This window comes from Arthrobacter sp. NyZ413, from assembly GCF_049390645.1.
Lineage (GTDB): Bacteria > Actinomycetota > Actinomycetes > Actinomycetales > Micrococcaceae > Arthrobacter.
This window is the reverse complement of the sequence record NZ_CP155434.1, coordinates 2,311,693-2,336,212: the sequence shown is the minus strand read 5'-3', so window position 1 is coordinate 2,336,212 and position 24,520 is coordinate 2,311,693. Positions and strand designations below refer to the sequence as shown.

Here is a 24,520-nt window from a genome sequence, read left to right as displayed (position 1 = left end):
ATGACCATCGATTCAGCGCCGCTGAACGCCTTCCACAAACGCCTCACCCTTTTCAGCTCAGGCGGCCCGTTCCTCGACGGATATATCCTGGCCATCATCGGCATCGCCCTCGTCCAAATCATCCCCGCATGGCAGATGAACGACTGGTGGAACGGGCTCATCGGCGCTTCCGCCCTGGTCGGCGTCTTCCTCGGCGGCCTCATCTTCGGCAACATCACCGACAAAATCGGCCGCAAGCTCATGTACACCATCGACCTTATGGCCATCATCGTGTTCTCCGTCGCCCAGTTCTTTGTCCAGGAACCCTGGCAGCTCTTCGTCCTGCGGCTGCTCATCGGCATTGCCGTTGGCGCCGACTACCCGATCGCCACCGCGCTCGTCGCCGAATTCGTCCCCAAGAACTGGCGCGCACGGCTCCTGGGCGGCCTGAATGCCATGTGGTTCGTCGGCGCGACCGTCGCGGCCTTCGTCGGCTACTGGCTCCTCTCCCTGGGAGACGGTTGGCGGTGGATGCTGCTGTCCTCGGCGGTGCCGGCCGTTCTGATCCTCATCGCCCGGGCCACCATCCCCGAATCGCCGCACTGGCTCGTCGGCAAAGGCCGCCACCAGGAAGCCCTGGACATCCTGAAGAAAACCATCGGTGAAGGCGCCACCCTCGACGGCATCACCGCACACGACCCGACCGCGGCAAAACTCAGCACCGCCAAGGCATTCAAGCTCGTCCTGACCGGCGGCTATCTGCACCGGGTCGTCTTCATCTCCATCTTCTGGACCTGCACCATCGTCACACTTTTCTCGATCTACGCCTTCGGACCCCAGATCCTGGCCCTCTTCAACCTGCAATCCGGTGACGAAGCAAACATTGGTTACGGCCTGATCAACCTGTTCTTCCTCATCGGCAACATCGTCGCCCTCCTCATCGTCGACAAACTCGGCCGCCGGCCCGTCTTGATCTGGGGCTTCATCCTTTCCGGAGTCGGCCTGATGTTCCTTGCCGTCTTCCCCAACGCACCCCTGGCCCTGATCGCGCTCGCATTCGCCTTCTATGCCACTTTCAACGGCGGCCCCTCGATCCTGGAATGGATCTACCCCAACGAACTGTTCCCCACCAAAGTCCGGGCGACCGCCGTCGGGCTCTGCACCGGAACCAGCCGCATCGGCGCCGCGATCGGGACCTTCGCCACACCGCTGGCCCTGGCCCACCTCGGACTCTCCGGAACAACGTGGATCGCCGCCTGCATCGCGCTCCTCGGCGCGGCTGTCAGCTTCTTCATGGCCCCTGAAACCAAAGGCCAGAACCTCGAACAGGCAGCAGCCCTCCACAGCTGAGCACGACCCACTAAAAAAGCGGATCAGCCGTTCCCTCTGAACGGCTGATCCGCTTTGCGCGCGTCCGGGTACTTCGCCGCCGCTCTATTCATCAGCTGGCGAATTTCGCGGAGCGTGAAAGGTCGGTGAAGGGATGAATAACGTTTCCGCAGACTTTATTTGTTTTTTCCGCGTGCGGCTACCCGCCAGCGGTCCACGATCTGCCCGTCGCTGGTGACCGTGATGTCATCAACGAGATTTACTGCCACGCACACGTGGTTCGGTATGACGCGCACTCGCTCTCCAAGAGCCGGCAACCCGGCTTCCTCGGGCCAGACCACGGTCGCATGATGTTCCGAGAGCGCCGTAATTCGCGCGTCCGGATAGTCGAGCAGCCGCCCGAAACCGGTGGTCCAGCCGGGCCGGTCTCCGCCAAGGATTTTGCTGCCTGAGTCAAGGATGACCCGGCGCGGTATGATCTCGTCGCCCTCGTGCCGGCTGACAACGGTCGCTGCAACCGTCAGTGCAATGTCCTCAGGCGCGCACCGTTCCAGTTCCATTTGCTGGGCGTCGCCGAAGACGTAGACGCCGGGACGGACCTCGGTAGCAACGGAATCGCCGGTGAGCGTGGCGGTTGGGGTTGATCCGCCGCTGCGCTGGATGACCTCAAACCCCGCCTGGGTAAGAAGGTCCGAGGCCTGCCCTAGCGCCAGTTGCTCCTCGTGTGCTGCTTTCAGGGGCATACCCGGCGCGTAGCTGTGCCCCGGGAAGGTGAACACTCCCCTGACGCAAAGGCCGGCGCGCTCTGCGGCCTGGGCCACGCCGACGACTGCCGCGGGTGCGATTCCGCTGCGATGATGCCCGCTGTCGATTTCCACGAGCACATCGATATCACCGGCTGCTTTGCCGAGGGATACCGCCATGGCCCGGGCTGCTTCCGCTGAATCCAGTCCCACTGCGATCCTGGTGGTGGCAGCGAGCCGGCACAGCCGTTCGGCCTGCCGGGGGCCGACCCACAGGGGATACGCGATGAAGATGTCCCTGACTCCCTGGTCCGCGAAGACTTCAGCCTCACCCAAAGTAGCCACAGTTATACCCACTGCCCCGGCCGCCAGCTGCAGTTGCGCAATTTCGGCTATCTTATGGGTTTTCACGTGCGGTCGAAGCTTCAGACCTTTGGCTTGGACGGCGGCAGCCATGCGTCCAATGTTCCGCTCGAGTACGTCCCTGTCGATCAGGATCTCCGGGGTGTCGACTTCTTCGGGGATCTTCATCGCTGGTTCTCTTTCTTTAGGCCGGGCACCCCAGAAGTCTACGTGTGAGGCATCCAACAGGCCGTATCACTTCCCGTTGGAATCGCAGACCATGCCAGGCCTCTTGCTTGGCTTTCTGATCCAGCGTCGGAGGTCAGCTTGAGCAAATCATCTAACGGATCAGGCTTACGGCTTGAGCGCGGTCCAACTGGCTTTTTGCGACATCAATCGCGACACTCGGTCCCCGTTTGGAGGAGTTGCGCATTTGTCGACGGTGGAATGATGCTGAAGCCCTACCAAACAAGCAAGACATTCTTTACCTATTACGCGCATGAATTAGCAACTCTAATGCTCGAAGTGACCTAAATAGCGGGCAGGACAAGTCTTCCCTTCCTTCCTCCGCAACAGAATGATTCCCCCTTCCTTTGGGTGTTAACTGGGTCACGCCCTTCCCGGTCGGGCCCACCGGAAAGCCAAATACCGCTGCTATCCCTTCTGGAGGACCAATGGGACATCCTTTCCTTGTTCACAAAGGCGAAAGGGCCGTCGAGCCTGGACGTCTGAAAAACCGTTTGCGCGGATCGGCGGACGACGCCCGCACGGCAACCGTCGGCGGCATGGCATGACGGCGATGCTGGGAACTTCCGAAAAAAGCAATGCTGAGGCGACGGCGCCCAGCGGATCTTCACCGGCAACTGGAGCAGAACCCGCCATCGACATGAGCTCGAACGAACTCAAACGCGGACTCGGGAGCCGGCACTTGCAGATGATCGCCATCGGCGGCGCCATCGGTACCGGGCTGTTCGTCGCCTCCGGCGGCACGATTTCCCAGGCAGGCCCCGGAGGGGCTTTGCTCGCCTATGCGTTGGTAGGAATGATGGTGTTCCTCCTGATGCAGTCCTTGGGCGAAATGTCAGCGAAGATTCCGGTCGCCGGATCTTTCCAGACCTTTGCCACGCGTTTTGTCTCCCCGTCCTTCGGGTTCGCCATCGGCTGGAACTACTGGTTCAACTGGGCCGTCACCGTGGCCGCCGAACTGGTGGCGGCAGGGATCGTCATGGACTTCTGGCTTCCAGGGGTCCCCGGCTGGGTGTGGGCCGGGACATTTCTAGTGGTGCTGACCGCGCTTAATGCCCTCTCGGCCAAGTCGTTCGGTGAATCGGAATTTTGGCTGTCACTCATCAAAGTCTCAACAGTAGTGATCTTCCTGATCGCCGGCGTCTTGATGATCTTGGGCGTCCTCGGCGGAAACTCCCCGGGAATGACCAACTGGCAAAACCCTGGAGACGTATTCCACGGCGGTTGGGTCTCCGTCATTTCGGTTTTCATGATCGCCGGGTTCTCCTTTCAAGGCACCGAACTGGTAGGCGTAGCCGCAGGAGAGGCCAAAAACCCCCGCCGCGAAGTACCCAAGGCCATCCGCACGGTGTTCTGGCGCATCATGATCTTCTACGTCGGCGCCATTTTCATCATCGGCTGCCTGGTCCCGTTCAACGATCCAAGCCTCTTGGCCTCCGACGAAGCCGACGTTGCAGTATCCCCGTTCACCCTCGTTTTCACACGTGCCGGAATCGCATTCGCTGCCGCCCTGATGAACGCCGTGATCCTGACCGCCATCTTGTCAGCCGGTAACTCCGGCCTCTATGCATCAACCCGCATGCTCTACGCCATGGCCCGGGACGGGAAGGCCCCGAAAATCTTCGGCCGTACGAATACGCGCGGCGTGCCGATCCCCGCACTTCTGGCCACCGCGGCCGTGGGCCTCTTCGGCTTCCTCTCCGCGATCGTGGGTCAAGGCGTGGCCTACTCCTGGCTGTTGAACATGTCCGGCCTCTGCGGCTTCATCGTCTGGGCTGGCATCGCCGTATCCCACTACCGCTTCAGGCGCGGTTTCCTCGCACAAGGCAACAAGATCGGCGATCTGCCCTATAGAGCCGCGTTGTTCCCGATCGGCCCACTCCTGGCATTCGCCCTGCTCATTGTGGTGATCGCGGGACAAAACTACGACGCCGTGCTGGCCGGTCGGGTCGTGGAAGTGCTCTCTTCTTATGCCGCGCTGCCCATCTTCCTTTTCCTGTGGCTCGGCCACCGGACCGTCACCAAATCCAAGATGGTGCCCCTGCTCAAGATGGACCTCACAGCCCCCGAGGATCTGGATGATGCACCCCCGTACGGCGGCAACGAAAGGGAAATGCGGGGCAATGACCCAAGTTTCGCAAGGGTGTCCGAGTCCGTTTCCTGACTGCGGGAGCACCAGTAAGACCAGTCGAGGATAACGCTGTGGTGACCTGTCAACGATGACGGGTCACCACAGCTTGGGGATGGAGCTCAGTGCGGCCGGACGTTCTCCGTACGGGGTCTCCTGTTCCTTCCCACGTTCAGTATTGGGCCAGCACCTGAAAACCTTGCAGGCAATTTGGATCTGGACACATATTCTGCGGAATATCTGCTCGCTACGATGAGGTGACCGGACAGAGCCGTCCGGCGGAATCGACGCAGAAGGAAGCCATGGCCGCGGTTACGGTGGATGATATCCTTTCGGACTTCCCTCTAGGGTTCGCCACCCTCGTCATGCGGCCCGCCGCCGGGCGTTCGGCGGTGGAAAAGTTCCTGATCGTGGATGCGGACGATGAAGCCTCCGACGCCGGTGCAGCCTTCGTCCTGCTCATCGGCGTCCGTGGCCGGTCGGCTTTGCCGGCCTTGCGCCGGCTCCTCGGGAACCCGCCCCTGGTTGTCGCGGTCAAGGGAATCCGTGACGAGCTGACCGAGGCGGAGGAACTGCTGGGCGCCGCCGGTACCGGGCTGCTGCTCGTGGATCCGGGCGCCGATTGGGACCGGTTCCTTTCCATCGCCAAGGACAGGATCCAGCCGCGAAGCTACCCCAGCGAAGTGCTGACGCTTCTGGAAGAAGATCTGTTCGCCATTGCCCAGACCACCGCGCGCCTGACCTCAAGTCACGTGGTCATCGAGGATGCGGCCAACAAGGTCCTGGCCTACTCAACGGTGTCGAACGACATCGACGAGCTGCGTAAGGCGTCCATCCTGGCCCGGCGGGGCCCTCGGAAGTACGAATTGCTGCTCAAAGATCTCGGCGCCTACCGTGAGCTGCACAGAACACGCCTGCCGGTGCGTGTTCCGGCCAGGCCGCAGGACGGGCTGAGGGAACGGGTGGCGATAACGCTGTTTGCCGGTGACCGGATCATGGGCTACATCTGGCTTCAGGAAACCGGGGACGGCTTCAGCCCGGATGTCGACTACGTACTGACGGGGTCTGCGGCCCGGGCCTCAGCCGAACTCATCCGTTACCGCAATCAGCAGTCCGTGCCCATGCGTGAGGACCGCGTTGCCAGGATCCTCTCCGGTGCAGCGGAGGCCGCTGCGACTGCCCGAAGCGGAAAAATCCCTGCGGAGCGCCCGGCGGCACTAATACTGATAGGTATGTCCCAGGCGGACAGCGAGGCCGATGACGCGGCATTGAAGCATGGCGAGCTTGCCAGCCTGGCCTCGATCCATGCCGCTGCCTACAAGGCGTCCGCGGTCGTCGGGCAATTCAAGGGGGACACTGCCGTCATTGTTCCGGGTTTGCTGTCCGCTACGGCCGAACAGGGGCTGCGGAGCCTGGCCGAATCCGTTATCCGGGACGCAGCCAGGCATCTGGGCATCAGCCCCTTCGCTGCTGTCGGGCCGGTGGCTCCGGATCTGCTGAGCCTGCACTCGGTCACTCCGATCACCGAGGCCCTCCTCGAGTGCGTGGGTACATCCCGTGACGCCTCTGTGGCGACAGTGGCTGACTTTGAAGCCGAGATACTGTTCCGTGACGCACTCCACAGGTTCACATCCTCGACGTTCCGGCACGGCAGCCTGTCAGCCCTCATGCGCGATGATGCCGAACTCGCCGAAACCTTGCGCGTCTATTTCGACTGTTCGCTCGACGTCGCTGAATGCGCCCAACGGATGGCGCTTCACAAGAACACCGTCTACTACCGGATCAGCAAGGCCGCCCGGGTCACAGGCCTGGACTTCGGCAATCCCCGTGACGCGCTGGTGGCACTGCTGCATGTCCATGAATGGGCCGGCCGGCACAACGACCTACAGGGCAGGAAATGACCACAGCACTGGATGCACCGCCGTTGGGACCGATGCTCGATGACATCGTGTCCAACCACAGACCGCAAAGGGAATCCGGTTCCGTACCGGCGAACATCCCGTCCCTCGCGGGCGTTCCCTTCAGCAGATTCGGAATTGCGGTCGCCACCGCAGCCGGGGACGTCTTTTGCTCAGGAGACGCCGATGTCCCTTTTTCCATCCAGAGCATCTCCAAGGTCTTCACCCTTGCGATGGCCCTGCGCCGGGACAGCCCGGGAGCCCTGTGGTCCCGGGTGCTGCGCGAACCCTCCGGCACTGCTTTCAATTCCTTGGTCCAGCTGGAAGTGGAACACGGCATCCCGCGGAACCCCTTCATTAACGCCGGTGCCCTGGTGGTCACGGACCACCTGATGGAACAGACCCCCGATGCCGCCGCAGCACTTCTTGACTTTCTCACCGCAGAGAGCGGACCAGGCGGTCCCTTCATCGATGTGGCCGCGGCGGCCAGCGAACTGTGCAATAGCAGCCGCAACCTGGCCCTGGCCCACTTCCTCAAAGACTTCGGCAATCTCAGGCGATCTGCGGAGTCGGTGGTGGAAAACTACGTCCGCCAGTGCTCCATCATGATGACGTGCAGGGAGCTCGCCCAAGCCGGCCTCTTCCTCGCCCAGGAGGGCCGCGGCGCCGCTGGGGCGGTGGTGACACGCAGCGAGGCCAAACGCATCGGCTCCATCATGCTGACCTGCGGCATGTACGACGCAGCAGGAGAATTCGCGTACCGCGTCGGTTTGCCCGGCAAAAGCGGCGTGGGCGGAGGCATCCTGGTCATCGTTCCCGGCCAGTGTGCCATCTGTGTCTGGAGTCCCCGCCTGGACACCAAAGGCAATTCCCTTGCCGGCACCGCAGCTCTCGCCGAGCTGTCCGACCGCACCGGCTGGTCGGTTTTCTAGTCCGCTCTTAGCCATACCCGCCGGCCACGGGCGGCATCCGTTCTTCCACTTGATTCCCCTAACCGGGCAGACCTGTGCCCGGATCGAAAGGAAATCCATGCCCAACAACAACCCCAATGTCGAGGTTGCTCTCCACCACACGGTCCCAAAGCAAGCGCACGCTACCGAAAAGCTCCTCCACGCCGAAGACACGGGTTACCACAAGAGCCTGAAGCCGCGGCAGATCCAGATGATCGCGATCGGCGGTGCGATCGGTACCGGCCTGTTCCTGGGAGCAGGCGGGCGCCTGAACGCCGCGGGACCGTCCTTGGTCATCGCGTACGCGGTCTGCGGCTTCTTCGCGTTCCTGATCCTGCGCGCCCTCGGCGAGCTCGTGCTGCACCGCCCGTCGTCGGGATCCTTCGTCTCCTACGCCCGCGAGTTCTACGGCGAGAAGGCCGCGTTCGTGTCCGGCTGGTTCTACTGGATCAACTGGGCCATGACCACCATCGTGGACACCACCGCCGCCGCGCTGTACATGAACTTCTTCGGCAAGTACGTCCCGTGGATCGGGGTGGTCCCGCAGTGGGCGTGGGCCCTGATCGCCCTGGTGCTGGTGCTGTGCCTCAACCTGATCTCGGTCAAGGTGTTCGGCGAACTGGAATTCTGGTTCGCGCTCATCAAGGTGGCCGCCCTGATAGCGTTCCTCGTGATCGGCACCTACTTCGTGGTCTTCGGCACCCCGGTCCCGGGCCAGCAGGTCGGCTTCAGCCTCCTCGCCGACCACGGCGGCATCTTCCCCACCGGCGTGGTGCCCATGATCCTGCTGATGCAGGGCGTGCTGTTCGCCTACGCCTCGATCGAACTGGTCGGAACCGCCGCGGGCGAGACCGAGAACCCCGAGAAGATCATGCCCAAGGCCATCAACTCGGTGGTTGTCCGCATCGCGGTCTTCTACGTCGGCTCCGTCATCCTGCTCGCGCTGCTCCTGCCGTACACCTCCTACGTCAAGGGCATCAGCCCCTTCGTGACCTTCTTCGGGCACATCGGCATCCAGGGCGTGGACGTCATCATGAACCTCGTGGTCCTCACCGCGGCCCTGTCCTCACTGAACGCCGGCCTCTACTCCACCGGCCGCATCCTGCGCTCGATGTCCGTGGCCGGTTCCGCACCGAAATTCGCCCAGCGCATGAACAAAGCCGGCGTCCCCTACGGCGGCATCGCGATCACCGCGGGCGTGTCCCTGCTCGGCGTGCCCCTGAACTACCTCGTACCCTCCGACGCGTTCGAGATCGTGCTGAACGTGGCATCCGTGGGCATCATCGTCACCTGGGCCACCATCGTCCTGTGCCAGCTGCAACTCAAACGCTGGGCGGACAAAGGCTGGCTCAAGCGCCCGTCCTTCAGGATGTTCGGCGCCCCCTACACCGGCTACCTCTCCATCCTGTTCCTGGCCGGCGTCCTGGTCATGGTCTTCATCGACTCACCCCTCACCATGCTGGTAACCGCGATCGCCTGCATCCTCATCGTGGCCGGCTGGTACGCCTGCCGCAAACAAATCCACGAACTCGCCGCGGCCCGCGACGGCTACACCGGAAGCACCCCAGTCATCGCGAACCCAACGCCTTTGAAATAAAACCCGCAGTTCACAAACAGCCCCGCCAACCAAAGAAAGCCCATGACAAAAAAGCCCCAGTCTACGCTGATCCCAACCGACGTCCCTCACGAAACCAGACTGTCCCCTGAACACAAGCTCCCCCGCTCCCGCCGCGATTCCATCTCCGCAGTACCGGCCATGAAATCCGCCGGGCACGTGATTGTTGATTCACTTGCAGCCCATGGCGTGCAACGAACCTACGTGGTTCCCGGCGAGAGCTTCCTCGATGTGTTGGACGGTCTGCACAGCTCGGAGATAGAAACCATCGTGTGCCGCCACGAAGGCGGCGCAGCGTACATGGCCGAGGCTGAAGGCAAAATGAACCAGCTGCCCGGGGTTGCGATGGTCACCCGGGGCCCGGGCGCCGCCAACGCCCACGTGGGCCTCCACACTGCCTGGCAGGACTCGACGCCGATGATCCTGTTCGTGGGCCTGATTCCGTTCGCCCACCGGGACCGTGAAGCGTTCCAGGAGTTCGACATCAAGGCATGGTTCGATACGGGCGCCAAACGCGTCATGGTCCTGGACCATGCCGAGCGTGCATCCGAGATCGTTGCAGAGGCAATATTTGCCGCGATGAGTGGCCGGCCGGGGCCGGTGGTGGTGGGTCTGCCGGAGGATATCCTCCGGCAATTCGTGGATCCGGCCATCCACCCGGCCATCCCGGTGGCGGCCGGCGGGATGGGCAGCGACGACGCCGAGGCCCTGAAGGCGGCCTTGGCCTCATCCAACAAACCGCTCTTCGTGACCGGCGGCAACGACTGGACCCCGTCCGAGGCTGAGCAACTGACTGACTGGCTCGAGCGGCACCATATTCCAGCCGCCGCGGAATGGCGTACCCAGGGAACGGTCCCTTTCGACTCCCCCTCCTATGTTGGGCCCATCGGGTATGGCCGACCGCGCCCCACCTACGACTTGCTCGAGGAGACGGACCTGCTGGTTTTTGTCGGGACAGTCCCGGGCGACGTCATTACGGATGGATTCGTCTGCCGGCAGGACTGGAGCAAGAAGAACTTCCTCGTCACGGTGGACCCTTCCCTGCGCGGCCGTTCGGGACCTGTTTCGAGGCAAATCCTGGCCAAGCCGGGGGCCTTCGTCCGCAGCTTGGCAGGAATCGAACTGGAAGTAAAGGAGGAATGGAAGGCGTGGACGGGCCGAATGAGGGCGGAACAAGAATCATTTGCCGCTCTGCCCGCGCCCACTCCCGCTGACGGGCCGGCCAGGATGGATACCTTGATGGCGAACCTGGTCCCCAGATTGACAGAGGACGCGCTGGTGACCTTCGGTGCCGGCGAGCACACCAACTGGGCCCACCGGTACTTCCCCACTCGCCGTTACGCCTCCATGATCAGCGCCCGGAACGGCTCGATGGGCTACTCCATCCCATCCGCCGTCGCGGCCTCGCTCGCCGAACCCCGACGACGGGTAGTTACCATCGCGGGCGACGGCGAGTTCCTCATGAACGGCCAGGAGCTCGCCACCGCCGCCCAGTATGGTGCCACGCCGCTGGTCATCGTGATGGACAACCGCGAGTACGGCACCATCCGCACGCACCAGGAACGGCACTACCCCCGGCGCGTGTCCGGCACGCAACTGAAAAACCCGGACTTCGGCATGATGGCCACGGCTTTTGGCGGTTTCGGCATCACCGTCACCCAGGACAAGGATGTTCCGGCGGCATTGGACGCGGCCCTGGCGGCCATCGACAATGACCATGTCTTTGCCCTCATCCATCTTGTTGTCGAACAGCGGGTCATGGCGTACCACGCAACCACCTGACGGAAAAGAGGACGAGGGGCATACCCGACGTCGTGCCCGCCATGTAATGGCGGTTTCTCACAGCCCCGATTCGCGCTTTCGGACGCCCGTCCTTGATTCCGCCGAGGGGCAAACGCCAGTTCAGGTTCTGGGGCGAACCGGTGCCAACACTCAAAGGGCCGGGACAAGGCAAGGGACTGACCGGCACATTGGCTGGCCAGTCCCTTGTCGCTCTTCCGGGGTTGCCCACCAGGACTTGAATACTTCGGGCGATGGTTGGACGTGGGGTAGCGTTCTAACCAGATCGTTGGAGCTGGCTAGGGGCATCATGACAAACACGGACCGTCTTCCTGTCGAAATTCATCCACCCGAGCCGGGCTCAGTCGCGCTGGTGACCGGGGGCAACAGCGGCATCGGATTCGAGACGGCGCGGCAATTGCTCGACCACGGCGTGACCGTGTGGATCGGGGTACGCGATCTCGATAGGGGACAGCAGGCTGCGGAAGAACTTGGCTCTGCTGTGCGGGTCGTGCAACTCGATGTCACGGATCCGGCGTCGGTCGCTGCGGCGGTTCAGCAGGTCGGCGAGCTGGACATCCTGGTCAACAACGCGGGAGTAAACCCCGGTGGCGAAGACATCAACGGCACCACCCTTGAGCAGTTGCGGGTCGCGTTTGAGACAAATGTCTTCGGCCTCATTTCCGTCACTCAGGGGTTCCTGCCTGCGTTACGGAGGTCGGCGCACCCCCGCATCGTCAACGTATCCAGCGGAACCGGATCACTAACCTGGAACAGCGGGCCGAACCCGCAGTTCGACTGGGAACGGGTAAAAGGCGGTGGCTTGGCTTATCGGGGCTCGAAGACCGCGGTCAACGCCGTCACCTTACTGACGGCTCAGGCTCTCGGCGAGCAGATCAAGTTGAACGCCTTGGCGCCAGGTCTGCGCCGCACCAATCTCATTGCGGGTATGTCCGTCGGCGGCGACCCCGCCGAGGCCGCCACGGGAGCCGTTCGTCTCGCGCTCATCCCGGACGATGGCCCCACGGGGGCCCTCTGGTCTTGGGACGGCACACGCGTTCCTTGGTAGGAAAAGGGTTCCGAGCAGGAGAACTGACACGCCGGTTCAATGCCACGACGGCGGCGCACACCACGGACACAGGAATCTTCCGGCCGGAACGATTCCCACATACAACGGTTCTGGTGTCGGTCGTGGCTGGTGTGGTCCTGCTGGTTCTCGTGTCCCGCGCCTTCCGGACGGCGGTCGCTTTCAGTGCCGTCATCGCTGTTACCTGGCTGGCGTCGGTGGTTTTGAAGGTCGTGGTGGACCGTCACGGCCCGCACTGGGGGCGCCTCTGGGCGCTGGCGATGGCCCCGACGGCCCGCCTGGCCGTGGCGGACCTTGTGCTGGCACGCTTCGGCACGCCCCGGGCCGAGAAAGCTCGGGGCTGCACCCAGGCGGCGGTCGCCGGCGGTCCACTTTCCGGTACCGAGGCGTGGGTGGAAAGACCATCCGGATAGGTCGGCGCGGCCCGGTTTATGCTTTGAGTGAGGTGGTCCCCATGGCGCAGTCAGTTATCGAGGACAGCGGCCCGCTCCATATCGCGCAGGCGTGGACAGCTGCGGTGGAAGCGTTCGAACGAGCGGACCGTGATGCCCCGCGGCCGCATGGCCAAGGGGCATAGGTCCGGTGCGTGTCCTGATCTCGGGGGCGAGTATCGCGGGCCCGATGGCGGCTTACTGGCTCAGTCGTGCCGGTCATTCAGTGACGGTGATCGAGCGTGCGTCCGGGCCCCGAACGACGGGCGGCCACGCGGTCGACCTGTTCACACCGGCCCTGAACATCCTGGACCGGATGGGCGTCTTGTCCGAGGTCCTGGCCAGGGAGACGGGCACTACCAGCGGCATCTTCTTCGCGCCGGGGTTGAAGCGGCCCCTCGAGGCGGACATCGAACGGTTCGTCCATGCCATCTCAGAGCGTCACGTCGAGATCATGCGCGATGACCTGAGCGCGATCCTGACCGCCGCCACCGGCAACGACGTCGAATACCTCTTCGGGGACACAATCACCGCTGTCTCCCCCGACACGGGGGAGGTCAGCTTCGACCATGCCCCGCCCCGGACATTCGATGTGATCGTAGGCGCCGACGGAGTGCACTCGAACGTGCGGCGACTCGTGTTCGGCGCGGAGGAGCAGTACAGCTCATTCCTCGGCGCCAATCTGGCTGTCTTCTCCCTGCCCAAGGTGCTCGGGCTCGACCGCCGCATCATTGCCTACCTGGACGTCGGCCGGCTCGCGGCCACCTACAGCGCCAGGCACCTCCGCGATGCCCGGGCCCTGTTCCTGTTCCGCACAGAAAATCAGCCGGAATACGACCGGCACGATGTTCCCGCCCAAAAGAACCTGCTCCGGGCAGCGTTCGACGGCCTGGACAGCCAGGTCGACCTCTGGCTGGAAGAACTGGAAAACTCTGATGCTTTCTACTTCGACGCCATCACCCAACTGTCCTTGGAGACCTGGTCCCGCGGCCGGGTCACGCTTGTCGGGGACGCCGGGTACTGCCCTGGAGCCGTGGTGGGCGGAAGCACCAGCCTCGCCATCGTCGGCGCCTACGTCCTTGCCGGCGAACTCACCCAAGCCGGCAATAGCTACAGCCGTGCGTTCCCGGCCGCTGAACGTGAAATGCTCGCCTACGTGCAAGGCAGCCGCTCCCTGGCCCGGCACACGGCGCGGATCCTTGTCCCGGCGAACAAGACACAAGTCTGGGCGCTCGTCCACGGCACCCGGCTGGTATCCCGTCTTCCCGTCCGACTGGCCCGGGCCGCCGCCCGGTTTAGCAACCAAGGCCTGCGCCTGGCCGATTCAATGAAACTCAAGAACTACCCTTAGCCGCCGCCAGGCTGGTGCCGCCCATGCGCCGGCAGTACCTCCGATCCGCTACCGGCGTCCGGAAACCCCGCACTCCGGGCCGCCGGCATCGGCCCAAAACAGTCATGGCATGGGCACAACGGCGGGACCGCGCTGAAGATTTGTACTCTCGCTGATCCTCAGGCGGCCTCTGTTGATAACGCCTTTTCGGCCGAACCGTGTTGAGACGCCAGGCATTGGGGGCGCGGCCAGCCAGCCCATTGCGGGACCTTTCGTTCGCGCGATTACGGCGGCTATGATCCGGGATCATGAGCTCAACCCGGGTGCTGCCCGGTGCGCCAAGGTTTCCGTCTTTGATTCGCCGGTAACCATGGCATCCCTGGCCGGGGAGATCGGCGGCGAGATCGCGGTGGTGGCCAATTCCGTGGCCGACGAGGGCCGCCATGCAGGGGAACTGTACCAGCGTGGGATCAGCAAAGCGGACGGGCTCGCTGTCGTCATGGCCCGTCTCGGCATTGCACGCGAAAACACCGTAGCCATCGGCGACGGGGCCAACGACCTGGAAATGATCGCCCTCGCAGGCGTCGGCATCGCGATCGAAGGATCCCTTCCCGAGCTTGTCGCAATCGCCGACCGCACGACTCCCGGCCCACGGGCGGAAGGACTCGTCGGAGCCTTCACCGGACTTGGGCTCATCTGACCAGGCCCGTTACCGCCTCGTATCACCGGCGATTGAGGACATCTCACATTGCTTGGCGATTCGAGACGACGCCCCCGGCAACCCGTCACCCACCGTTGAAACCCACATTGGGTACGAGGCCGGCGCGAGGGAGGTACTGGGCAAGGGGGGTATTGTCAGGAACTCTCTTGGCCCTTCCTGAAGGGTGGAAACTGATACAACCGGTCACGGAATGCCTTACCAACGGTGGGCATCGCTCTGGCCATGTTCATCGTCTGCCCGGACGTCCCGAGAGGAAAATCCGTGACCCAGTCTGACCCCACCATGACCCGGCCGGTCACGCCTGGCTTTCCGGACCGGGCAGGTGCTCGGACCACGCTGTTGCTGTGCGCTCTCGGCTTCTTCCTGATCACGCTGGACATCACGATCGTGAACGTCTCCCTGACCAGCATCAGGCGCGAGCTCGGTGGCGACACGTCCGGGCAGCAGTGGATCATCGACGCGTACACGTTGACCTTCGCGTCGCTGCTGCTCTTTGCCGGGAACCTGTCAGACCGGATCGGCGCCAAACGCGCACTTGCATGGGGAATCGCGCTCTTCCTCCTGTCCTCGCTCGCATGCGCGGGAGCACCCACTCTCGGCATCCTTATCGCCGCCAGGGTCTTCCAGGGCGCGGGTGCGGCGGTTATGCTGCCGGCTTCGATGGCGCTGATCCGCGAGGCTTTTCCGGATCCGGTACGCCGCACCCATGCGCTGGGGTTCTGGGCCGTGGGAGGCGCCATCGCTGGCGCAGTGGGTCCCTCCGTCGGGGGTCTGCTGACCACCCTGGACTGGCGTCTGGTTTTCGGGATCAACCTTCCGGCGTGCATCGCGATGCTCGTGCTGGTGGCCAGGGTCACCAAATCGCCCGTACGGCCAACACCGTTCGACTGGGCCGGTCAGGCCGCGTCACTGACAGCCCTGACCGCGTTGATGTACGGGCTCATCACCGGAGGGTCCCAGGGATTCGGCCCCGGACCGCTCTTCGTCCTGACCATCGCCGCCGCGGGCATCGCAGCATTCCTCCTGATCCAGGCCCGCGTGAAACACCCGATGATGCCCTTGAGCTTGTTCGCCCCCGCCGGTATGCGGATCTCCCTGACGGCAGGCTTCGCATTCATGGTCGGGAACTTCGGCAGCGTCTTCACCGTCAGCCTGTTCCTGCAGCAGCATCTTGGCCTGCCCCCGCTCCTGGCCGGCCTGGTGTTCCTGCCCTCTTCGGCGTTCAGCATCACCGGCAACATACTCAGCGGCAGACTCGCGAACCGGTTCGGCCCGCGCGTTCCCGCCGTCCTCGGGCTCACCTCCATGGCCACCGGGCTCACGGCGCTGCTGCTCACGGCACCGCTCGGCTCTCCCCCGCTCGTCGCAGCGTTGCTCATCCTCAACGGACTCGGCGGATCAACCGCCATGCCCCCGATCACCTCAGTAGTCCTGGCAAGCGTCCCCGCGGAGCGGGCCGGCACTGCCAGCGCCGTGTTCAACACCTTCCGTCAAGTCGGCGGCGCCGTAGCCATCGCCGTCTTCGGCAGCCTCCTCGCCTCACCGGCAGGCTTCATCTCCGGGATGCAAGTAAGCTTCACCATCGCCGCGTCCGCCCTGGTCCTCGCAGCCGTGGCCTGCCTGTTCATCCCCAGGCCTGTGACACACCACTAGACCAAATGAGGAGGCTCCAACTGTGGCCGAGGACACAACGTTCCCGTCCCGGTAGGGCAGGGCGTTCTGTCCTCACCGGGGAGTCTCCAGGTGTGGCCGCGATCGGAGCTGGAGGGTCGCCAATCTGGCTCCGGACTCAGGAGCGCCCAATGCCGTAACGTCCGGCATTGCGCACTCCTGCAAGTATCAGACGGCGTCCAGGGAGATGGCGGACCTCGGCTTCCAGTTCAGCGGCGGCTTCGGCGAAGATTGCGGCGGGACGGGCGTATAGGCCGGAGCGGCTGGCGACAACGGCTTTGAGTTCTGGCCTGGGTTCTCCTTCAGGAAATGTATCGATGAGGGTCAGATGTAATCCAGGGTGCTTCGACAGGTCGGGTCCGGCCAGAATAGGCAGGCCGGAGCGGCCAGCGAACGAGCGGTCCTGGAGAGCGTGGTCACCCCAGACCTGCCAGGACGACGACGAGTGCAGGATCCGCGGCGGACTCGCCACAGACGCCCACGGCCTTGTCACCGGCCGACTTCGCGCCGTCGACGATCAGCTGGACAAGGCGCAGCACGGCTGCCTGCCAAGGGCGTTGAGTCCCGCCAGCGGGCCGAGCATGCGGTCCGCGGCCATCGCATAATGAGTCCGGTCATTGGTGCCGATGGAAGTGAATTCCACCTCCTGCAGGACGCTGCTGGCAGTGGGCGCCGCGGATGGGACCTCCACCATGACGCCATGGGTCTTCAGACCCGCCGCGGCGCACAGACCGGCCCGATCAGAGTTCAGAAGTTTGGAACCCTACTCCGGGTCGACGCGCACAGTGGCCGCGCGGGTCCTCGCCGAGATCATCGGCGGTAGATACGGGCTTCCTGCGTACTTCCTGGCATACGCTGCGTCGATGCGGTTGTTGATCTCGCCGTCCACGGGGGTGAACGCGACTTCAGCGTCGACGCCGCCGGCCCGGATGCGCCCGGCCCTTTGCGTCAGCGCGGACCGGTGCCAGCGGGAAGCGGTCCCGTTGTACGCGCGGACGTACACGTCGCCGTCGACGACGACGGACCAGATCCAGGTCGGCGTGCCGGGCGTCTTGCCGTCATCGCGGTAGGGAGAAATATGAAAGTCGTCGGTGGTGCCGATCTGCTCGAGCTGCTCAGTGGTCCACGAGGTCATGCGTTCTTCGTCCTCCTGCCTACTTGCCGCTGTACACCGGGAACGCGGTGGCGTCACCGTAGTCTTTGGCATCCAGGTCCCGCAGGGCGGTCATGTCCGTCTGGGAGATCTCGAAGTCGACTTCGGTGTTGGACCGCATGTGCTCCGGGTTCGCGGTCTTCGGCAAGGACACAGAGCCCAGCTGCAGGGTGTAACGAATGCACAGCTGCGGTACGGTCACGCCGTACGTGCCGGCCATCGCCTGAACCACGCCATTCTTCATGATCTCCCCGTGCGCGATCGGCGAGTAGGCCTGGACCAGGATGTCCTTGCCCGCGCAGTAGGCCAGCAGGTCCGCCGGGGTGTTGCCCGCGTGAACAAGGAGCTGGTTCACCTGTGGAACCACTGTCGCGGTGGACAGGATGTTCTCGATGTCTTCCTGCAGGAAGTTCGACACCCCGATCGAGCGGATCTTGCCGGCTTGGTGCGCATCCTCCAGGGCATGCCATGCTTGGCGGTTCCCGTCGGCGTAGTCGCCGCCGCGGAAGTCGTCCCACGGCTGCGGAGAGTGGATCAGCATCAGGTCGATGTAGTCCAGGCCCAGCGTCTGCAGCGACCCGTCGATCGCGGCCACCGCGCCGTCGTAGTCTTTGATCCCGGCAGCCAGCTTGGTGGAGAGGAACAGCTCTTCGCGCGCGACGCCGCTGGTGCGGATGCCCTCGCCGACGCCACGTTCGTTGCCGTAAGCCTGTGCGGTGTCGACGTTGCGGTAGCCGATCCCGATCGCGGCCTTCACCGCATCAGCAGCCTTAACGTCGTCGATGAACCAGGTGCCGAGTCCGAGCTTGGGGATCTCGACGCCGTTGGACAGTGTGTAGTTTTCGTTCAGGATGCTCATGCGTTATCTCCAGTCTTCGGCAGCGCCCCGTACACGGCAACGGTGACGGGCTCGAGCCACTCATTACTGACACCCTCACCCGGGGTGATGAAGGCGACGTGCGAGAACCACGAGTCGGCCTTCGCGCCGTGCCAGTGTTTTGTGCCGGCGGGCACCCGGATCACCGTTCCCGGCTCCATGCTGACCGGGGGCTTGCCCTCCTCTTGGTACCAACCGCTGCCCGCCGTACAGATCAGGATCTGGTCGCCGCCGCCTGCGGTGCCGTGGTGGATGTGCCAGTTGTTGCGGCAGCCCGGCTCGAAGCTCACGTTGCTTACGGGCACGCTCCCCGAGGTGAGCGGGGCAAGGTAGCTCTGCCCGGTGAAATACTGCGCATAGGCGTCGTTGGGTTCCCCGAGCGGGAAGATCTGGTCAAATTCGTTGTCAGTCATTGTCGTTATTCCCTCTGCTGCGATCAGCGGTTGACGTAGTTCATGTGCTCGGCGTTGTAGCGGTCGCCGTGCACGCCGATGCGCCGGGCAAGGCTGTCGAGGTCGGAGCGTTCGTCGGCGGACAGCGCGACCTGGGTTGCCACGGCGTTTTCCCGGATCCGCCCGGTGCTTCGGGTGCCGGGAATCGGTGCGATCCAAGGCTGCTGCGCGAGTAGCCAGGCGAGGGCGATCTGGCCTGGCGCCGCGCCCTTCGCCTCGGCGAGGCCCTTTACATGGTCGACGAGCTTCTGGTTGGCGGCCAGGTTTTCAGCCTGGAACCGCGGGACACGGTTGCGGACGTCGCCCTCGGTAAATGCCGTGGCTGAGTTGACGGTGCCGGTGAGGAAGCCTTTGCCGAGCGGGCTGAACGGTACGAAGCCGATGCCGAGTTCGGCCAGGGTCGGCAGTACCTCCGTCTCGGGATCGCGTGTCCAGAGCGAGTATTCGCTCTGGACGGCGGTGACCGGGAAGGTCGCATGTGCCTTTCGGATAGTCTCCGCTGAAGGCTCCGACAGGCCGAAGTGCTTCACTTTGCCCTCGGCGACAAGCTCACCAACCGTACCCGCGACGTCCTCGATCGGCACGTCGGGGTCGACGCGGTGCTGATAGAACAAATCGACCGCCTCGGTTCGGAGCCGTTTCAGGGACGCCTCGGCTACGCGGCGGATCTGCTCGGGCCGGCTGTCCAGGCCGACGCTTTTGCCATCCCGGATGTCCCAACCGAACTTGGTGGCGATCACCACCCGGTCGCGGACCGGCTCAAGCGCCTCACCGACGAGCTCCTCGTTGACGTACGGGCCGTAGACCTCAGCCGTGTCGAAAAACGTCACGCCTTCCTCAACGGCCGAGCGCAGCACTGCGATCATCTCCTCCCTGCTGCCAGGGTTGGGCCCGTAGCTTTGGGACATGCCCATTGTGCCCAGCCCGATCGCGGAGACCTCCAGGCCCTGGCCAAGTGTTCTGACATGCATGATCAGTCCTTCCTAGTAGTGGTGTCGTCAAGCAAGTGCCGCGACGGCGACGCGGTCACAGTGGCGGCGAGGCTCGCCAGCAGCTGAAGCCGCTGCTCGCTCGGCGAACCGGACTCAGCGGTGTAGATGAGGAATGAAAGCCCCGGCTCGGCGGTGAGTTCCAGACCCTCGTAGCTGAGGGTGAGATCGCCGACTTCGTGGTGGTGGAAGTCTTTTGTACCGGAGCCGTGGCGGCGCACGTTGTGTGCGCCCCATCGCTTGCGAAACGCATCGCTGAGGGTGGAAAGCTCTCCGACAAGGTCGTGGAGCTGCTTGTCGCGGGGATCATGACCGGCCTCCGTGCGCAGGATCGCCACGGTGACGTCGGCGGCCGCCTCCCAGTCCGGGTAAAACACCTTGGCCCGCTCGTCGAGAAAGCAGTACCGGGCGAGGTTCCCCTGCCCGGGACCGTCGAAGACTTCGTCATACAAGGCGCGCCCCAGGGCGTTGGTCGCCAAGATGTCCATTCGCCCGTTGCGTACGAATGCCGGGCCGTTCACGATGACGTCCAACGCGCGGGTCAAGCTCTCCCTCGCCACCCACGTCCTCGGCTTGCGCCGGCGCACGGGCTGCGCACCGCCGTTCGCAGCGCGGGCCAGATCAAACAGGTGCTCGCGCTCGGCGTCATCGAGCTGAAGCGCCCGGGAGACCGACTCCAGTACAGAGTCGGAGACTCCTACGAGATTGCCACGCTCGATCTTGGCGTAGTACTCCGGGCTCACGTCCGCGAGCATCGCGACCTCGCCCCGCCTCAAGCCCGCGACGCGACGGTGGCCCGATACCGCCAGCCCGGCCTGCCCGGGGCTGATGTTCGCACGACGGGACATGAGGAACTGGCGTGCTTCGTCCCTGCTGTTCATGCAGACAACGCTATTTCGGCCATGGCCGCGGTGGGAGTCCCTGCTGGTACACCCTTCACTAGAGACTCCCTCTGCTATGGCGGGAGCGATGGAATGGGGGCATCCGCGAAACTACGCCAAGGAGAGATCATGAGCACCGACGAGCAGGAAACCGGCTGGACCGGTGGGAAGAACGCATTCGGCGACTTCGCCCCGGGAATGGTCCATTACACCGACAAGGTCCTTTTCGACGAAGTGTGGGAACGGGCAGGGCTTTCCAAACGCGACCGGAGCCTGATTACCGTCGCCGCATTGACGGCCACGGGCAAGATGGACCAGCTGAAATTCCACCTCGGCTTCGCCCGCCGGAACGGCGTCACCGACGACGAACTCAAGGAAGCACTCCTGCAGCTCTCGTTCTACACCGGCTGGCCCAACGGCATGGGCGCGACGACCGTGCTGAAGAACATCATCGAGGACGAAGACTGGGCCCGCGCTTCTCCTGACCGCTGAACGGCCGGAGGCCTCGACGCTCGTCCTGACGTCGGCTGCGACAACCGGCCGGTCGGCTTGAAGGACTTTTCCTCGGGATCAAACAAGACCACCACTCAATCCCGGGCCAGCGCGGGCGGGAACCTTCACGGCTGACCAACACGGGTCCATCAATGGAGCACTGACACTTGCCGCGCCGAATGCCTCGGACCTGGGCTTCAGTTGCCCCAGCGGGCAAACCGTGACCCTCGCCAGCGTCGTGTACTCCGGCGTCACCATCACCGATGCCACCTCCGGCGCGACGTTCGCGTTCGACAAGGCCTTCACAGGCGCCAACCCACTCGTACCCTAACAATCTGGGTCCTTTCGAGGCCTCAACCAGCCCCGGTCCCGCTCATCGGGACCGGGGCCGGGACGTTAATCAGGCCAAGCCTCAGGCAGGCCCGGACACAGCGCTCCCCGAGGAAATTTTAAGTAGGCCTCACTCGCGCGGCCGGGGGTCGGAATGCTGTTCAATCATGGCAAGGACCACCGGCCGGAGGTGGGTTAGCCTGGCCAGCAGGCCAGCTGCCGGACGGGGCCAGCAGCGGGAGAAGCTCCAGAACCCGGAACCAACGGAATTCTCCAATCCCTGACGCGCGCTGGCCCCCGGGGGTGGAACAGGCGGCACCACTGCCGCCCCTGCCGACGGACCCCTCCCCTACAAGCCAAGGGCCCCGAGCCGGCTGCTTTTATCCGGTTTTTCAGATAAAAGCGGACAGTGCGCGATGAGCTCGGCCGTGACCGCATCCCCTGTGATCATGAACTGGCCGTCGATGTCATCATTGGCTCCATCGTCTTACCGCCCAGGGCCGGGTAATGCCCTCGGCGAACGCGCCGGATGCCCGGAGCATCGTATTGGACCTTGACCAGGCTGACGGGCTCGACAAGGACGGCCCCGGCGGCGAGTTCATCCCGGAGGAATTGACCGTGCAGGTCATCCCCCAGGCCAATGATGAATTCACCTGCTACTCCTGTTTCCTGGTCCGGCACCGGTCCCAGATCGCGCGCGAGAAGGAAGGGCACGCCTACTGCATCGAATGTGAAGACTGACCGGACCCGTAACCCCTTAAGGAACCGGGGTTACCCGCTAAGTCATCGGCGGCCGGATTGCCGACCTTCAGCGCCCGTGCCTTCTCGGCGAGCACGACGGCGTAGTCGTCCGCCAGGCTTTCGTGGAGAAGGTGCCTATTGGTGGACGTGCAGATCTGGCCCTGATGCAGGAAGGAGCCCAGGTCTCCGGCCGCGGCGGCGGTCTCGACGTCGGCCGGGCGCAGCACGATCTGGGCGCTGTTGCCTCCGAGCTCGAGCAGAACCCGTTTGAAGTGCTGGGCTGCGAGCTGGGCCACCTTCCAGCCGCCCTCCGTGGAACGGTGAAGGAGATGGTCCTGACTTCCCGGGCACTCACGGCGGCCTCGCCCACGGCCGGTCCGCCGGGAAGCGGCTGCAGGAGGCCTTCGGGCAGGCGGGCTTCCACGAACACGCGCACGACGGCGACTCCCCCGCCGAGGCTCATCCTCAGATCCGGTTTCAGCAGCACGGCGTTACCCAGGGCAAGGGCCGGTGCCACGGACCGGACCGCAAGAATCGGCGGATCGTTGAACTGGGTGATCACGCCAGCAACCCCGGAGGGATCCGCAGGACGAAAGACCCAGGTGGTGCCGTTACCGCCCACCTGCAAGCCATTCGCGAAGACCCGGCCCGACCACATCGCTGAACCCAGAATGCCCACGTCCGCGCTCCAGCGAACAGCCTGGCCAGCCGTCCGAAACCAACATGGACCGGGTGAGGCGACCCGCCTCTTGAGCGGATCTTTAAGCAACCTTTATGCAATCCTGACCTGATCCCTGCACCGTCCTAAACCCGTTGCACCACCGTGGAATCAACAGCAACACAGAAAGCACAGCCACCACGGACCACACGGAAACGGACAACGATCATGGGTCTGAACCTGAAAACCACCACCGGCAAGGTCATCGCCTCCCTGGCCCTCGTCGGCACCTCCGCCGGCGTCGCAGGACTGGGCACCTACGGTGCCTTCACGTCGTCGACGTCGGCCAGCGCCGCCGTCGGATCCGGAACCGTCAACATCGCCCTCGGCGCGACCGGAGCCACCAACCGCCTTTCCGTCGCCGCCGCTGGCCTAGTTCCGGGAGATACGATCCAGCGCGCGGTAACCCTGTCCAACGCGGCTGGCAACCAGAACCTCTCCGCCATCACTCTGACGACCGCTACGACCACGACGAGCACGAAATTGGACTCCGACGCGACCAACGGCCTTCAGGTGGTCGTGGACAGGTGCTCCACCGGCTGGGTCGAAGCCGGCGCCACCCCCGCTTACACCTACACCTGCTCCGGAACCACCAGCACGGTTCTGGCCTCGCACGCCGTCATCGGCGCGAACATGGCCCTGTCCAACCTGTCCTCCCTGGCCGCGGGCAACACCGACAGCCTCCGCGTGACAATGACCCTCCCGGCGACTGCGGACAACACCTTCCAGATCCTGAGCAGCACGGTCGGGTTCACCTTCACCGGCACCCAGCGCACGGCCACCGACCAGTAGTACCCCCTGATCAGCCCTCCGCCGTAGTCTCCCGCCTCGGCGGAGGGCGCTCCACCTGAAAGCACCGGACCCCAAAGAAAGCCAACTCTCCATGCACAAACCATGCAGCACCTCCCACACGAAGTGCCGGCAATGATCTGGCCGGACGTCCCGCCCCTCCATCGGCGAAACGAACCCGAACGCCCTCACCCGGTCCCGGACCACCAGACACTCCGGCGTCTGGCCGGCGACATGCCCGGCACCGACGCCACCGCCCGATTCGCCGCAACGTACACCAGAATGCTCCCGGCCCGGATCGAACGGATCAACCAGACCCCGGACAAGGACGATGACGACAAGGCCATCGACACGATGCCGGCTTGACGATCAGCTCCGCCGGGCAACTTCCCACAACTTCGTCTTGATAGACCCGACTGGCGCCAACGTCCCGACTCCGACACGATGATCGTCCACGTCGCGTTGGCGTTCACAATGACCTTTGGGGCGTTCGACGGCGTACGGGTGCCGATACTGTGGCGGCCCGAGTAGGGTCTGATCGTGTTGATAAGCAGCGAATCATCGCTGTTCTCTTCTATCCATCCGGCACACTCTTGTTCCTTGAAATTAGGGTCGGTGGCCGACGTTGCCCTATCCAGCCACCCTCAGCGTGAGCTACCCTGAGGTGACCTGAGGGAGTGCTTTTCCGAGGCGAGTTTGAGATGCCCGGTCGGTTCAGGATCCAAGGCGCGGGAGTCATACTCTCCGCCGGCGCTCGGTTGTTTCGGTGGACGCTATCAGGAGGACAATCCGAGGATCCGGTCGGGGTGGAATGCCGTCCAAACCAGTCCCGCTGTGATGGCCGAGGTC

At 64.1% G+C, this 24,520-nt stretch carries 22 protein-coding genes and 4 pseudogenes; 16 read left to right on the top strand and 10 right to left on the bottom strand.

What is annotated here, in order from left to right:
• Nucleotides 1-1,329 (top strand): MFS transporter, encoded by a 1,329-nt coding sequence (locus ABCW42_RS10950; protein WP_423181285.1) that lies wholly within the window; start codon nucleotides 1-3, stop codon nucleotides 1,327-1,329.
• Between the two features lie 155 nt (nucleotides 1,330-1,484).
• Here the strand turns inward: ABCW42_RS10950 and ABCW42_RS10945 are convergent, their stop codons facing one another.
• Complete coding sequence (locus ABCW42_RS10945) at nucleotides 1,485-2,582, bottom strand: D-TA family PLP-dependent enzyme (RefSeq protein ID WP_423181284.1); 1,098 nt, start codon at nucleotides 2,580-2,582, stop codon at nucleotides 1,485-1,487.
• Between the two features lie 697 nt (nucleotides 2,583-3,279).
• Between ABCW42_RS10945 and ABCW42_RS10940 the strand changes: the two genes are divergently transcribed.
• The 11 genes from ABCW42_RS10940 to ABCW42_RS10890 all read left to right on the top strand — a co-directional run bounded on the left by ABCW42_RS10940 (nucleotide 3,280) and on the right by ABCW42_RS10890 (nucleotide 16,231).
• Nucleotides 3,280-4,803 (top strand): amino acid permease, encoded by a 1,524-nt coding sequence (locus ABCW42_RS10940; RefSeq protein ID WP_423181283.1) that lies wholly within the window; start codon nucleotides 3,280-3,282, stop codon nucleotides 4,801-4,803.
• 266 nt (nucleotides 4,804-5,069) lie between these two features.
• A complete protein-coding gene (locus tag ABCW42_RS10935) occupies nucleotides 5,070-6,668 on the top strand; it encodes a PucR family transcriptional regulator (RefSeq protein WP_423181282.1) in 1,599 nt (532 codons plus the stop codon).
• Nucleotides 6,665-7,597 carry a glutaminase gene (locus ABCW42_RS10930; RefSeq protein ID WP_423181281.1) on the top strand — a complete coding sequence of 311 codons (933 nt, stop codon included), beginning with the start codon at nucleotides 6,665-6,667 and terminating at the stop codon, nucleotides 7,595-7,597. The genes ABCW42_RS10935 and ABCW42_RS10930 overlap by 4 nt, the downstream gene beginning before the upstream one ends.
• A 97-nt stretch (nucleotides 7,598-7,694) precedes the next feature.
• Nucleotides 7,695-9,212 (top strand): amino acid permease, encoded by a 1,518-nt coding sequence (locus tag ABCW42_RS10925; protein ID WP_423181280.1) that lies wholly within the window; start codon nucleotides 7,695-7,697, stop codon nucleotides 9,210-9,212.
• Between the two features lie 159 nt (nucleotides 9,213-9,371).
• On the top strand, nucleotides 9,372-11,012 hold the full coding sequence (locus tag ABCW42_RS10920; RefSeq protein WP_423184865.1) for a thiamine pyrophosphate-dependent enzyme: 1,641 nt from the start codon (nucleotides 9,372-9,374) through the stop codon (nucleotides 11,010-11,012).
• A gap of 307 nt (nucleotides 11,013-11,319) precedes the next feature.
• Nucleotides 11,320-12,078, top strand: coding sequence for an SDR family NAD(P)-dependent oxidoreductase (locus tag ABCW42_RS10915; protein WP_423181279.1), 759 nt, complete (start codon nucleotides 11,320-11,322; stop codon nucleotides 12,076-12,078).
• Nucleotides 12,079-12,191: 113 nt separating this feature from the next.
• A complete protein-coding gene (locus tag ABCW42_RS10910; RefSeq protein WP_423181278.1) occupies nucleotides 12,192-12,509 on the top strand; it encodes a hypothetical protein in 318 nt (105 codons plus the stop codon).
• A gap of 41 nt (nucleotides 12,510-12,550) precedes the next feature.
• On the top strand, nucleotides 12,551-12,673 hold the full coding sequence (locus tag ABCW42_RS10905) for a hypothetical protein (protein WP_423181277.1): 123 nt from the start codon (nucleotides 12,551-12,553) through the stop codon (nucleotides 12,671-12,673).
• Nucleotides 12,674-12,678: 5 nt separating this feature from the next.
• Entirely contained in the window at nucleotides 12,679-13,878 is a 1,200-nt protein-coding gene (locus ABCW42_RS10900) for an FAD-dependent monooxygenase (RefSeq protein ID WP_423181276.1), read from the top strand.
• 274 nt (nucleotides 13,879-14,152) lie between these two features.
• Nucleotides 14,153-14,557 (top strand): HAD family hydrolase, encoded by a 405-nt coding sequence (locus ABCW42_RS10895; RefSeq protein ID WP_423181275.1) that lies wholly within the window; start codon nucleotides 14,153-14,155, stop codon nucleotides 14,555-14,557.
• Between the two features lie 282 nt (nucleotides 14,558-14,839).
• The gene (locus ABCW42_RS10890) at nucleotides 14,840-16,231 is read left to right on the top strand and encodes an MFS transporter (RefSeq protein WP_423181274.1); all 1,392 of its coding nucleotides are present in this window, start codon (nucleotides 14,840-14,842) and stop codon (nucleotides 16,229-16,231) included.
• Between the two features lie 211 nt (nucleotides 16,232-16,442).
• On the opposite strand, the pseudogene ABCW42_RS10885 reads toward ABCW42_RS10890, so the two are convergent.
• The 7 genes and pseudogenes from ABCW42_RS10885 to ABCW42_RS10855 all read right to left on the bottom strand — a co-directional run.
• Nucleotides 16,443-16,568: pseudogene (locus ABCW42_RS10885) on the bottom strand (HPr family phosphocarrier protein); the annotation flags it as partial.
• Nucleotides 16,569-16,618: 50 nt separating this feature from the next.
• Nucleotides 16,619-16,985, bottom strand: a pseudogene (locus tag ABCW42_RS10880) (putative PEP-binding protein); the annotation flags it as partial.
• A gap of 27 nt (nucleotides 16,986-17,012) precedes the next feature.
• Nucleotides 17,013-17,384: a DUF2255 family protein gene (locus ABCW42_RS10875; protein ID WP_423181273.1), complete on the bottom strand. Its 372-nt coding sequence runs from the start codon at nucleotides 17,382-17,384 to the stop codon at nucleotides 17,013-17,015.
• A 19-nt stretch (nucleotides 17,385-17,403) separates the two neighbouring features.
• Nucleotides 17,404-18,261, bottom strand: coding sequence for an aldo/keto reductase (locus ABCW42_RS10870; RefSeq protein WP_423181272.1), 858 nt, complete (start codon nucleotides 18,259-18,261; stop codon nucleotides 17,404-17,406).
• Entirely contained in the window at nucleotides 18,258-18,692 is a 435-nt protein-coding gene (locus ABCW42_RS10865) for a cupin domain-containing protein (RefSeq protein WP_423181271.1), read from the bottom strand. Before ABCW42_RS10865 ends, ABCW42_RS10870 begins: the two co-directional genes overlap by 4 nt.
• A gap of 23 nt (nucleotides 18,693-18,715) precedes the next feature.
• Nucleotides 18,716-19,702, bottom strand: a complete 987-nt coding sequence (locus ABCW42_RS10860; protein ID WP_423181270.1) for an aldo/keto reductase — start codon at nucleotides 19,700-19,702, stop codon at nucleotides 18,716-18,718.
• Nucleotides 19,703-19,704: 2 nt separating this feature from the next.
• Nucleotides 19,705-20,601: a helix-turn-helix transcriptional regulator gene (locus tag ABCW42_RS10855; RefSeq protein WP_423181269.1), complete on the bottom strand. Its 897-nt coding sequence runs from the start codon at nucleotides 20,599-20,601 to the stop codon at nucleotides 19,705-19,707.
• Between the two features lie 129 nt (nucleotides 20,602-20,730).
• On the opposite strand from ABCW42_RS10855, the gene ABCW42_RS10850 reads away from it, so the two are divergent.
• Nucleotides 20,731-21,093: a carboxymuconolactone decarboxylase family protein gene (locus ABCW42_RS10850; protein ID WP_423181268.1), complete on the top strand. Its 363-nt coding sequence runs from the start codon at nucleotides 20,731-20,733 to the stop codon at nucleotides 21,091-21,093.
• Nucleotides 21,094-21,930: 837 nt separating this feature from the next.
• A pseudogene (locus tag ABCW42_RS10845) lies at nucleotides 21,931-22,164 on the top strand (DUF4193 family protein); the annotation flags it as partial.
• Here the strand turns inward: ABCW42_RS10845 and ABCW42_RS10840 are convergent.
• Both ABCW42_RS10840 and ABCW42_RS10835 read right to left on the bottom strand, forming a co-directional pair.
• Nucleotides 22,140-22,460 carry an aldehyde dehydrogenase family protein gene (locus ABCW42_RS10840; RefSeq protein WP_423181267.1) on the bottom strand — a complete coding sequence of 107 codons (321 nt, stop codon included), beginning with the start codon at nucleotides 22,458-22,460 and terminating at the stop codon, nucleotides 22,140-22,142. The pseudogene ABCW42_RS10845 and the gene ABCW42_RS10840 overlap by 25 nt on opposite strands.
• 83 nt (nucleotides 22,461-22,543) lie before the next feature.
• Nucleotides 22,544-22,822: pseudogene (locus ABCW42_RS10835) on the bottom strand (aldehyde dehydrogenase family protein); the annotation flags it as partial.
• A 228-nt stretch (nucleotides 22,823-23,050) separates the two neighbouring features.
• Here ABCW42_RS10835 and ABCW42_RS10830 point away from each other — a divergent pair.
• Together ABCW42_RS10830 and ABCW42_RS10825 are read left to right on the top strand one after the other, a co-directional pair.
• Complete coding sequence (locus tag ABCW42_RS10830) at nucleotides 23,051-23,674, top strand: TasA family protein (RefSeq protein WP_423181266.1); 624 nt, start codon at nucleotides 23,051-23,053, stop codon at nucleotides 23,672-23,674.
• Between the two features lie 102 nt (nucleotides 23,675-23,776).
• Nucleotides 23,777-24,037, top strand: coding sequence for a hypothetical protein (locus tag ABCW42_RS10825; protein ID WP_423181265.1), 261 nt, complete (start codon nucleotides 23,777-23,779; stop codon nucleotides 24,035-24,037).
• Nucleotides 24,038-24,520: the final 483 nt, after the last annotated feature.